The 11,715-nt window shown below is 67.1% G+C and carries 8 protein-coding genes; 2 read left to right on the top strand and 6 right to left on the bottom strand.

The annotated features are described in order from the left end of the window. Positions 1–27: 27 nt before the first annotated feature. The 6 genes from CFB43_RS26740 to pdxR all read right to left on the bottom strand — a co-directional run bounded on the left by CFB43_RS26740 (position 28) and on the right by pdxR (position 9,600). A complete protein-coding gene (locus CFB43_RS26740) occupies positions 28–795 on the bottom strand; it encodes a sulfite exporter TauE/SafE family protein (RefSeq protein WP_089457927.1) in 768 nt (255 codons plus the stop codon). Continuing rightward, the gene (gene pta / locus CFB43_RS26735; protein ID WP_089497259.1) at positions 792–1,826 is read right to left on the bottom strand and encodes a phosphate acetyltransferase; all 1,035 of its coding nucleotides are present in this window, start codon (positions 1,824–1,826) and stop codon (positions 792–794) included. The genes CFB43_RS26740 and pta overlap by 4 nt, the downstream gene beginning before the upstream one ends. A 129-nt stretch (positions 1,827–1,955) precedes the next feature. Continuing rightward, entirely contained in the window at positions 1,956–3,773 is a 1,818-nt protein-coding gene (gene xsc, locus CFB43_RS26730; RefSeq protein WP_089427823.1) for a sulfoacetaldehyde acetyltransferase, read from the bottom strand. Between the two features lie 160 nt (positions 3,774–3,933). Next, complete coding sequence (locus CFB43_RS26725) at positions 3,934–4,332, bottom strand: nuclear transport factor 2 family protein (RefSeq protein WP_089497258.1); 399 nt, start codon at positions 4,330–4,332, stop codon at positions 3,934–3,936. 374 nt (positions 4,333–4,706) lie between these two features. Further along, positions 4,707–7,592 (bottom strand): GH92 family glycosyl hydrolase, encoded by a 2,886-nt coding sequence (locus CFB43_RS26720; protein ID WP_089497257.1) that lies wholly within the window; start codon positions 7,590–7,592, stop codon positions 4,707–4,709. A gap of 481 nt (positions 7,593–8,073) precedes the next feature. Further along, positions 8,074–9,600 carry a MocR-like pyridoxine biosynthesis transcription factor PdxR gene (gene pdxR / locus CFB43_RS26715; protein ID WP_089497256.1) on the bottom strand — a complete coding sequence of 509 codons (1,527 nt, stop codon included), beginning with the start codon at positions 9,598–9,600 and terminating at the stop codon, positions 8,074–8,076. A 271-nt stretch (positions 9,601–9,871) separates the two neighbouring features. Here pdxR and CFB43_RS26710 point away from each other — a divergent pair, with 271 nt between their 5' ends. Together CFB43_RS26710 and phnY are read left to right on the top strand one after the other, a co-directional pair. After that, a complete protein-coding gene (locus tag CFB43_RS26710; protein ID WP_089497255.1) occupies positions 9,872–10,213 on the top strand; it encodes a GNAT family N-acetyltransferase in 342 nt (113 codons plus the stop codon). A 44-nt stretch (positions 10,214–10,257) separates the two neighbouring features. After that, positions 10,258–11,712: a phosphonoacetaldehyde dehydrogenase gene (gene phnY, locus CFB43_RS26705; RefSeq protein WP_089497254.1), complete on the top strand. Its 1,455-nt coding sequence runs from the start codon at positions 10,258–10,260 to the stop codon at positions 11,710–11,712. The last annotated feature ends 3 nt before the right edge of the window (positions 11,713–11,715 follow it).

Genomic DNA, 11,715 nt, shown 5'->3' with positions numbered 1-11,715 from the left:
GTTCGACGTGGCGCACGCCGCGCGGCATCAAGCACGATGCAGCAACGGCGGCAACGACGTCGCGATCAGCCCGAGACCGATCGCCATCAGCACGCCGAACGCAAGCCGGCGCAGCGCGACCGGCGACAGCGGCGGCGGGTACTGGCGCGCGGCCACCGTCGTCAGCATCACGACCGGCGTCGCGATCGCGGCCAGCAGCCAGATGTCGCGATCGAGCTGGCCTTCGCATGCGCTGTACAGCACGCGTGTGGCCGAGGTCGTCGTGAACAGCACGATCAGCGCGCAGCGGATCTGCACGAGCGTCAGCGGCTGCCGGTAGAACTGGAAGATCAGCGGCGGCCCCGACACGCCGAACATCCCGCTCAGCAAGCCGCCGAACAGGCCGCTGACGAAGAAGCTGCGGTTGTCCGAGCGCTCGGTGAGCGGCGTCGGCCGCAGCGCCGCGCTCAGTCCGCCATACAGCACGACCGCGCCGAGGATCAGTTGCAGCAGGTCGGCCGCCGAGCGGCTCAGGCATTCGAGCAGCAGCACGCCCGCGACGACGGACGGCAGGATGCCGAGCGTCGCCGCGCCGACCGCGCGCCAGTCGATGTGATGCAGCCGGCCGGGCAGCGCGGTCGCGCCGTTCGCGAGCGATACGACGCTCATCAGCGTGGCGACGGTGGCGAGCGGCGCGAGCCCGAAGCCGCTCGTCGCGCCCATCACGATCATCCCGAGCCCGAAGCCGGTGACGGTCTGGAAATAGCTGCCGGCGCCGATCACCGCGATCAGGATCGCCAGTTTGTCGGCGGTCATGCGTGCGCAGCCTCGCCGGTTGCGGCGCGCTGCGCGGCCGCCTGCGCCTGCACGGTGGTCGCCGCGATCACGTGGTACACGTCGTCGGCGCTGCAGCCGCGCGACAGGTCGTTCGCGGGCCGGCGCAGCCCCTGCAGCAGCGGGCCGACGGCCTTCGCGCGGCCGATCCGCTCGGCAAGCTTGTAGCCGATGTTGCCGGCTTCGAGGCTCGGGAACACGAGCACGTTCGCGTGGCCGCCCACCTGCGAATGCGCGATCTTGCGCTCGGCGATTTCCGCGACGATCGCCGCGTCGAGCTGCACGTCGCCGTCGATCGCGAGGGTGGGGCGGAGTTCGCGCACGTGCGCGGTCGCGGCCGTCACCTTGTCGACCGCCGCGTGATGCGCGCTGCCGCTCGTCGAGAACGACAGCATTGCCACGCGCGGTTCCTCGCCGAGCAGTGCGTGCGCGCTGTCGGCGGCGGCCATCGCGATCTCGGCGAGCTGACTGGCGTCCGGATCGACGACCAGCGCGCAGTCGGAGAAGATCAGCCCGCCCTTGATCGTGTGGAATGGTTCGCACAGCATCATCAGGAAGAAGCTCGACACGATCCGGAACGCCGGATCGACGCCGATCAGTTGGATTGCCGCGCGCACGACGTCGGCCGTCGCATGCACGGCGCCCGCGACCGAGCCGTCCGCGTCGCCGAGCCGCACCATCAGATTCGCGTGGCAGAGCGGGTCGAGCACCGCGTCGCGTGCGGCATCGGCCGTCATGCCCTTGCTCTTGCGCAGCGCGTGCAGCGTGTCGGCATAGGCATCGCGCTGCGTGGCGGTGGCCGGATCGACGAGCGTCATGCCGGCGAGATCGATCGCGTCGCGCGCGGCCGCCGCGTGAATGGCTGCACGGTTGCCGACGAGCACGATGCGGGCGATACCGTCGCGCGTCGCGCGCGCGGCGGCCTGCAGCACGCGCGGATCGTCGGCTTCGCACAGTGCGATGCGCATCGGCTGGCGGCGCGCGGCGTCGAGAATGCGGTCGAGGGCTTTCATCGTTCGCTCGGGTAGGAAAAGAAAAAACGGCCGGATGCGGCGGCCCGCACGGGGCACGGCGTCCGGCCGGAGGGCCGGCCGCGCGAGAGGGGCGCGCGGCCGGCAACGGGTTGCGTCGGCGACGCGGCGTTACACGTAGTCCTTGTACTTGTCGAGCATGCGTACCGGCTTCGACAGCGCGTCGCGACGGAACGGGTCGCCGAGTTCGCGCGTGCACATGATCTCGATGATCGTCGTCTTGCCTTCGTTCATCTGCATGTCGATCGCGCGCTTGAGCGCCGGGCCGACATCCTCGAGGCGGTCGACCGTGATCCCTTCGGCGCCCATCGCCCGCGCGATCGCCGCGAAGCTCTGGTTGTCGAGTTCACCGGCGACGAAGCGGCGGTTGTAGAAGTCGACCTGGTTCTTCTTTTCCGCGCCCCATTGGCGGTTGTGGAACACGACGGCCGTGACCGGGATGTTGTGGCGCACGCAGGTCATCGTTTCCATCAGGCTCATGCCCCACGCGCCGTCGCCCGCATACGACACGGCCGGGCGGTGCGGCGCGGCGACCTTCGCGCCGATGATCGTCGGGAACGCATAGCCGCAGTTGCCCCAGCTCATCGCCGCGAAGAAGCTGCGCGGCTTGTTGAAGCGCAGGTAGCTGTTCGCGACCGAGTTGATGTTGCCGATGTCGGTCGACACCATCACGTCCTCGGGCATCGCCTTCTCGAGCTCGCGCAGCACCTGGCGCGGATGCAGGTACTGGCCGCCGCTGAACGGCTTCTCGTGCTTCTGCTCCTCGATCATGTCGAGGCTGTACGCGTCGCGCTCGTGCGTCCAGTCGTCGAGTTCCTTCTCCCACGCGGCCTTCTCGGTCGCGATCTGGTCGGCGCGCTCGCCGCGCGAGCCGTCGCACGCGAGCGTGCGGCCTTCGAGACGTTGCGTGAGCGCGACCGCCGCGGCCTTCGCGTCGCCGCAGATGCCGACCGAGATCTTCTTCACGAGGCCGAGCATCTTGTGATCGGCGTCGATCTGGATGATCTTCGCGTCCTTCGGCCAGTAGTCCATCCCGTGCTGCGGCAGCGTGCCGAACGGCCCGAGGCGCGAGCCGAGCGCGATCACGACGTCCGCGCGCGACAGCAGCTTCATCGCGGCCTTCGAGCCCTGGTAGCCGAGCGGGCCGCACCACAGCGGATGGTTCGCCGGGAACGAGTCGTTGTGCAGGTAGCTGTTGACGACCGGCGCGCCGAGCCGTTCGGCGAGCGCCTTGCATTCCTCGATCGCGTCGGCCATCACGACGCCGCCGCCCGAGATGATCACCGGGAACTTCGCCTGCGCGATCAGTGCGGCTGCGTCGTCCAGGCTCTGTTCGCCGCCGGCGCCGCGATCGAGCCGGCGCGGTTGCGGAATCTCGACCTTGACCTTGCCGTAGAAGTAGTCGCGCGGGATGTTCAGCTGGGTCGGGCCCATCTCGGCCTGCGCGCGGTCGAAGCAGCGCGCGGTGAATTCGGCCATCCGCGCCGGGTGCGTGACGTGGCCCTGGTATTTCGTGAACTCCTGGAACATCGGCAGCTGGTTCGCTTCCTGGAAGCCGCCGAGGCCGATGCCCATCGTGCCGGCTTCCGGCGTGACGATCACGACCGGGCTATGCGCCCAGTACGCGGCCGCGATCGCCGTCACGCAGTTGCTGATGCCGGGGCCGTTCTGGCCGATCACGACGCCGTGGCGGCCCGATACGCGCGCATAGCCGTCGGCCATGTGGCCCGCGCCCTGTTCGTGCACGACCGGGATCAGGCGGATGCCGGCCGGCGCGAAGATGTCCATCGCATCCATGAACGCGGAGCCCATGATGCCGAACATGTCGGTCACGCCGTTGGCCGCGAGGGTCTCGACGAAGGCTTCGGACGGCGTCATGTCCTGCGGACCGTTCGCCGATGCACGCAGGGAAGTGGATTGTTCGCTCATGGGTTGTCTCCGATTGTTCAATTAACGGAACGTCTTGTTCCAGATGCTATTTGCCGGGGAAGGCCGGTCAAGTCATTCCGCCCGCTGCCGGGGAATGTGGAATGAAATGAATCGATTCGTTTCAAAATGCGCGCCGGGCACGGTGGCCCGGGCGGTGCGCTCAGGCCGGCTGCTTCGGCCGTTCCTTGCGGAAGGCACGCTTGACGGCGATCAGTCCGTCGCGGAATTCGAACAGGTCGCAGCCTTCGGCCTCGATACGCCAGCCTTCGGCGTGCGTGCCCGTGAACACCCATTCGGAGACGCCGCGCTCGCCGGCGACGGTGTGGCGGCCGTGACCCCAGTGCGCGTCGGGGAAGGTCTTGAACACGGCTTCGAACGCGGCGCGTACCGCGTCACGGCCGACGAAGCGCGTGCCGTGGATGTCGGGGCCGCCGGCCGCGTCGAACACGCAGTCCTCGGTCATGAAGCCCATCAACGCATTGGCGTCGTGCCGGTTGAAGGCGTCGGAAAATGCCGCGAGCGTGGCGGCCGTGACGGGGGCGGTGAGCGTATCTGCCATAACGTGTCTCCTGTCGAATGGTGAGCGGTGCGCAAGGCGCTGGCGCGGATGCGGCACGCGGTATCGACACGTTAGTGAGCGCTCGTTGTTGGCGGTAGCGCCAGTGGGGGGGATTCGCTTGGGCCAGCGGGAGAAGCCGGGCCGGTGCGCCTGGCTACCGGCGCCCGGTGGATGCCCGACGGCGAGTTCGGTGACGCGCATCGACAGAAAGCATCGGTGCGGAGCAATGGGTAAAAAGATCTGCCGCAGGGGAGTATCGCGAATCCGTCGCTGTTGCGCGATGAGTCACGGCGCGCACGCGCACGCGGCAGCAGCGCCGGCCGGCGAGGGGATACATCGGAAGGCCCGATGCATCCCCGACGGTCAAGCGGGCATCAAGACGCCGCCATCCCGATCCCGAACACATGCATCTTGCCGGCGCTCACCTGCCGCGGCAGCACGATGCTCGTCACCACCTTGCCGGGCGGCACCGGAATCTTCTGCGCGAAGATATAGGTCTTGACGTTGTCCTGCTGGCCGCTGCCCGAATTGCGGTAAGCCATAGTTACGGCGATCGCCGCGCTGGCGTGCGCGCTGCCGCCATTCAGCGTCCAGTCGTCAAACGCCAGCGTCACAGCCTGACTCGATCCATCAGCAAAATTCAGCTGCGCCGTACCGCTGCTCGGGCCATTGTTGGCCGAGCCGAGCACCACCACGCCGGTGCCGGCCGATCCCGGCGGCAGCATCACGGTCTGGCCGACGGTCACGGTGTTGTCGAGCGAGAGCGGCCCGCCCGCCACTGCCACGCTCGCGCCGGCCACCGCGAACGGCTTGCCGGGCTGCACGCCCGCCGCTGCCAGCGCATTCAGCGAGTAGCTGAACAGGCTGCCGTCGAAGTCCGCGCCCTGGCCGTCGGCATTGGTCGCGCCGTCCGCGCTGAAGCCGCGATTGTTGTAGCTGTCGACCGCGTTGAGCGCCACCGGCACGCCGAACGACGGCGGCTGCTTCCGGCTGCCCCATTGCGACGGCGCGCTGCCCATCGCGAAGTGCAGCGTCGCACCGTTCGCGATGTCGTCGTAGGCGACCCACGGCATATCGTGAGCGCGACCGTTGATCGACAGCGACTGCACATAGCTGGACGCAGGCGCGCCCTCGGCGCGAATCCGCCACGTGCGGCCGTTGCCGAGCCGCACATCGATCTGCGGGAACTGCGGACTGCCGATCGCCAGGCCCGCGACGCCGGGGATCTGCGGATACAGGCCCAGCGCGCCCCACACATACCAGCCCGACACGGCGCCGAGGTCGTCGTTGCCCGGCAAGCCGTCGGGGCCGGTGCCGAACGCGCTGGCGAGGATCTGCTGCACCACGCGCTGCGTGCCCGACGGCTGTCCGGCCCAGTTGTAGAGCCAGGGCACCTCGAAGGTCGGCTCGTTGCCCATGTAGAAGTTGGGCAGGCTCAGGCCCGCATTGAGCACCGTGAAGAACTGGTCGAGCCGCGACGTCACTGCCGCATTGCCGCCCAGCTGCGCGAACAGGCCGGCGCCGTTGTACGGCACCATCCACGTGTACTGCTCGGCATTGCCTTCCACATAGTTGTCGCCGCTGCTCGGCGTCTCGGGAATCCACGTGCCGTTCGACTGGCGCGCCGCGATCAGCGGCGGCGTCAGCGTGGTGTCGAGCAGGTTCTGCCAGTAAGCGGAGCGGCTCAGCAGCATGCGCTGCGTGGCGGTATCGCCGAGCGCGCCGGCGAAGCGCGAGATCGCGAAATCGCTGCTCGTGTATTCGAGCGTGGACGAAGCCTGTCCCCACTCGCCGCTGGTGATGTAGCCGGTCTGCAGGTAGCTCGCGCGACCGCCGTTGGTGGTCACGTTGTTGCAGGCCGTGCCGGGGATGTTCGCCATCTTCACCATGTGCTGCAGCGCGGACCGCGTATCGAAGCGCCGCGCGCCGAACGCATAGGCGTTCGAGACGATCAGCGAACCGGCGTCGCCCGGCATCACGCCGTCCTCGACGTTGTCGTTGACCCAGTGCGGAATCGCGCCGCATTGATCCGCGTCGTTGATCAGCGACTGGATCATGTCGCTGGTCTCGGACGGGTTGAGGATCGACTTCAGCTGGATCAGCGAGCGGTAGATGTCCCAACCCGAGAACGACGAATACTGGGCCTGCTGGCCCTTGGCGACCTGGTGCACGGTGTTGTCGAAGCCGATGTACTGGCCGTTCACGTCACTGAAGATGCTGGGTGCCCAGAGCGCGTGATAGAGCGCCGTGTAGAACTTCTTCTTCGCGTCGAGCGTGCCGCCCGCCACGCGGATGCTATTGAGGCGGTCGTTCCAGATACGGTCGGCCTGTGTGCGGACACCCGCGAAGTCCCAGCCGCGATTTTCCGCGTCGAGGTTGGCTTTCGCGTTGGCGACGCTGACGTAGGAGATGCCGATCTTCATCCTGACCGTCTGGCCCGGGCGGAAACCCAGTTGGGCCACGCCGTGCGTAATCGACGCCGACGTAAAAGCCTGGTCGAAGGCGGCGTAGAAGTAGACGGGCACTGGCACCGAGTTGCCGCAGAAGCCGCCGCCGATCGTGCTGCCGGAGATGGCGCTGTCGGAAACCTGCGTGATGGCGCCGGTGGTCGAGGTCTTGGTGTTGGTGCGGGTCGCGTCGAGTACCAGCAGCGCGGGTTTGCCGGCCGGGTACGCGAACTGGCCGAAGCCGGTGCGCAGCGTAGCGGTCAGCTCCACCTTGATCTGCGAGTCGAGCAGCACGGAATAGTAGCCGGGCCTGGCCGTTTCATTCGCATGACTGAAGGTTGGCGAGAGCTGCGTCGGGTCGGTGGTCGGCATGACCGGAAATTCGCCGTTGTTGCCGCTGCAGCCGGCGCCCGGCATGTGCGTCAGGCTGAAACCCTGGATCGAGTGGATGTCGTAGTAGTAGCCGGCGGGCGAGTTCGGCTCCTGACTGTTGCTCGGCGCCGGCGTGGTGTTGGTGTCGGGCGCCCACTGCACCATGCCCGACGGCAGGCCGGCGGCCGGTTCGACGCTGCCGGCCTGTCCCGCCGGCACCGGGTTCGGCGAATTGCTCGCGAGCGTGCCGATCAAGGGATCGACGTACTGCGTCAACGACAGGTTGCGGTTGTCATCGAGATTGGTCGTATCGGCCGAGGCGTCCGACGGGCGTGCCGCCAACACCGACGCCGCGGTTCCGTCGCTGCCGTCACCGCCTCCGCACCCGCTCAATGCGCACGCCGCGGCCAGGATTGCCGCGAGCGTCGTGAATCGAATCATGATCGCCCCTCCGGTTGTCCACGCATTTTTTTCGTTGGCAATCCAATCGATCGAACCGTTGCTGCGTCGTCGCTTGTTGCCGTCTTTCAGCGTCGTAACACTAGGATTTGGACGAATCCGTTGTCAATCGGATTTGGAGAGTTGTAATGTTTTTATTGGATTTACTAAACGAATCGAAACGCAATGAATTCAGACGACGTCGTGTTGAAGTCGCGCGGTAGCGGTGTGCGGGCGTGAGCGACGCACACGGTGTCCGATGAGGAAACGGAACATCGCCTGCCGGTCGAACCGATGCGTCATGCGTTCACGCCTGCGGTTCATCGATACCCGACGAGGCGGTCAGCACGCATGTGTCCGTGAGTCACGCTGCAGGATGACTCACGGCCGACCGTTGAAGCGGTTTTTCGAGCTGCAGCGCGCGAAACATGCGGGCTTCGAGGTGACTCCGCCGCACCGGCGCACGACGCCTTTTCGCCGCCGGTCAGGCCCCCGGTCGTTGCGAACGCACGCATTGCGCGAGCGCCCGCACACCCGGCTCGATCCGCTCGAGCGGGATCGCGGAAAACCCCATCCGGAAGCAGCGCCGCGCGTCGCCTTCATCGTTCATGAAGAACACGCTGCCCGGCTCGATCAGGATGCGGGCTTCCTGTGCATCGGCGGCGAGGCGCGTCGCATCCAGCCACGGCGGGCCCTCGACCCAGCACGACGCGCCGCCCGTCACCGGCACGTAGCGCGCTTCCGGCAAGTGCGCATCGAGCGCGGCCATCAGTGCCTGCGAGCGCTCGCTGTACGCATGCGCGAGCCGACGCAGCAACGCGTCGTGATGACCGAGCGCGAGAAAGGTCGCGAACGCGCGCTGGATATACGCAACCGGGTGGCGCACCATCAGCCGCCGCAGCGCGCGCAGTTCGCGGATCAGCTCGCGCGGCCCGACCACGTAGCCGAGCCGCAGCCCCGGCGCGAATGTCTTCGACAGGCTGCCGACGTAGATCACGCGGTCGGCCGTGTCGAGGCTCTTCAGCGCCGGATGCGGCGTGCCGGAGAACGTGTTCTCGCTCTCGTAGTCGTCCTCGATGATCACGAAGTCATGCTGCTGCGCGCAATCGAGCAGCGCGCGGCGGCGTTCGACCGGCATCGTCGCGGTGGTCGGGCACTGGTGGCTCGGCGTCACGTACACGTAGTCGCAGCGCGAGAGCGTCGCGCCGAGCGCGTCGGGTGCGATCCCGTGGCCGTCGACGGGCAGCGGCAAGAGCCGTGCGTTGCGGTTCTCGAAGATGTTGCGCGCGTCCGGATAACCGGGGTTCTCGAAGCCGACCGTCGTGTGCTTGCCGCACAGCAGGTCCGCGATCAGGTACAGCGCCTGCTGGCAGCCGTTCGTGACGACGATCTCGTCGGGCATCGCGAACACGCCGCGCCGCGGCAGCACGCGCGTGCGGATTTGCTGGATCAGCGATTCGTCGTCGCGTTCGATCAGGTCGGGCGCCCAGTTGCGGATCTCCATCACCGACAGCGCCTTCAGGCAGCATTCGCGCCAGTCGTTGGTCGGAAACAGCGACTGGTCGAACTGCCCGTAGATGAACGGATATTCGTAATGCTGCCAGTTCGCGGGTTTCACGATGTTGCGCTGCCTCGACGGCGGATACGCGATGCGCTTGTCCCATGCGGGGCGGCCGGGTGTTGCTTCGCTGCCGCCCGGCTGCACAGTGGGCTTGGCGGCCGCGAAGCCAGGCACGCCCTCGAGCATCTTCGGGTTCACGAAGTGCCCGCTGCGTTCGCGCGAGATCAGGTAGCCCTCTTCGACGAGCATCTGGTACGCGAGCACGACGGTGTTGCGCGCGACGCCGAGCTGGTCGGCGAGCTCGCGGCTCGACGGCAGCGCGGCATCGGGCGCGAGCTGGCCGTCGAGGATCGCGGCCACGAGCATCCGCCGGATCTGGTCCTGCAGGCTCGACGCCGACGACCGCCGGAACTGCTGGGCCCATAAGGCGGTCGGGGTACGACTCGGCATGCTTCCTCCTGTGATCGGTACGGGAAACGCGAGGCGGTGCGCGTGGCGTGCGTGCGGCCCGCGAGGGGCGCGATGTCGCGAGAATACGCGCGCCGCGCCGCGGATGTGGACTCAATGAAAGGTGCCGTCTGGCACTACTGCGCGCCGACGTGGCAAGACGATACTCAAACCGTCGCCGCTGGACGATCCGGATTAGTCCCCGGTTCGCGGGCGCAGGGAGGCGTGCGCGCATCGCGTTCGCCTGCAACGTGATGCCAAGGAGAGGCGCACCATGCACGTCGTCGTGTTCAGGGATCGCTGCGAGCGCGTGATCCGCATCGTGTTCGACGACGCACGCGCGACGGCGGTCGCGTATCGCGACGACGAGGCGATCGGCGAACTCGGCATCGACGACGACAGTGGCGGTGCGGTGCGATCGCCGTCGCTCACGCGGCTGTATGTCGAACCCGCGTATCGGCGCAGCGGCATCGCGCACACGCTGCTGGCGTGTGCGTCGCGCGAATTCGGGCGGCCGATCCGCATCGATGCCCACGCACGGGAATGGCCCGATACGCCGGCCTGGGCGACGCTGTGCCGCTGCCTCGAATACGAAGGGCTGGTGGTGGTGCGCTAACCGGAAGCGTGACCAAGATCACGCTTCACAAAGACGGAGACGACATGAGCACGGTCCTGAAGCCGATTCCCGCATCCGACGTGCGGCACGAAGCGCTGCGCATCGACGGGCAGCGCGTGTGGCGCGACGCGGTCATCGACGTGCGCAACCCGTACGACGGCGCGCTGGTCGGCACCGTGCCGAAGGCGACACTGGACGATGTGCGGCGTGCGTTTGCGGTCGCACGCGCTTACCGGCCGACGCTCACACGTTACGATCGAGCGGCGATTCTGCGCCGCGCGGCCGACATCGTGCGTTCGCGCACCGCCGAGATTGCAGCGCTAATTACGGCCGAGTCCGGCTTGTGCATCAAGGATTCCACATACGAAGCCGGCCGCGTGGCCGACGTGCTGACGTTCGGCGCCGGTGAAGTGCTGAAGGACGACGGGCAGATCTTCTCGTGCGACTTGACTCCGCACGGCAAGAAGCGCCGCGTGTACACGCAGCGCGATCCGCTGCTCGGCGTGATCTCGGCGATCACGCCGTTCAATCATCCGATGAACCAGGTCGCGCACAAGATCGTGCCGTCGGTCGCGACCAACAACCGGATCGTGGTGAAGCCGTCGGAGAAGGTGCCGCTGTCGTGCTACCTGTTCGCGGACATCCTGTACGAAGCCGGTTTGCCGCCACAGATGCTGCAAGTGCTCACCGGCGACCCGGAGGAGATTGCCGACGAGCTGATCACGAACCCGGCGATCGATCTCATTACGTTCACGGGCGGTGTGTCGATCGGCAAGTCGATTGCGTCGCGCATGGGCTACCGACGTGCGGTGCTCGAACTCGGTGGCAACGATCCGATCATCGTGATGGAAGACGCCGATCTCGATGAAGCGAGCACGCTCGCGGTGTCGGGTTCGTATAAAAACTCGGGGCAGCGCTGTACCGCGATCAAGCGGATGCTTGTGCACGAGTCGGTGGCCGATCGCTTTACCGAACTCGTGGTCGAGAAAACGCGTGCGTGGTCGTACGGCAATCCGTCCGATCCGTCGGTCGACATGGGCACGGTGATCGACGAGGCCGCCGCGAAGTTCTGCGAGCAGCAGGTGAACGACGCGATCGCGCGCGGGGCGCGGCTGCTGGTCGGCAACGTCCGCAGCGGCGCGCTGTATTCGCCGACGGTGATCGATCGCGTGACGCCCGACATGCCGCTCGTGAAGTACGAAACCTTCGGCCCCGTGTCGCCGATCATGCGCTTCCGCGACATCGACGACGCGATCCGGATGTCGAACAGCACCGACTATGCGCTGTCGTCGTCGGTCTGCACGAACCGCTTCGACCACATCACGCGCTTCATCACCGAGCTGGAAGTCGGCAGCGTGAACGTGCGTGAAGTGCCGGGCTACCGGCTCGAAGTGACGCCGTTCGGCGGCGTGAAGGATTCGGGGCTCGGTTACAAGGAAGGCGTGCAGGAAGCGATGAAGAGCTTCACGAACGTGAAGACGTATTCGCTGCCGTGGTGAGCG

It is taken from the genome of Burkholderia sp. AU15512, assembly GCF_002223325.1.
Lineage (GTDB): Bacteria > Pseudomonadota > Gammaproteobacteria > Burkholderiales > Burkholderiaceae > Burkholderia.
The sequence above is the reverse complement of the archived record's forward strand: the minus strand, read 5'-3'. Positions and strand labels throughout refer to the sequence as shown.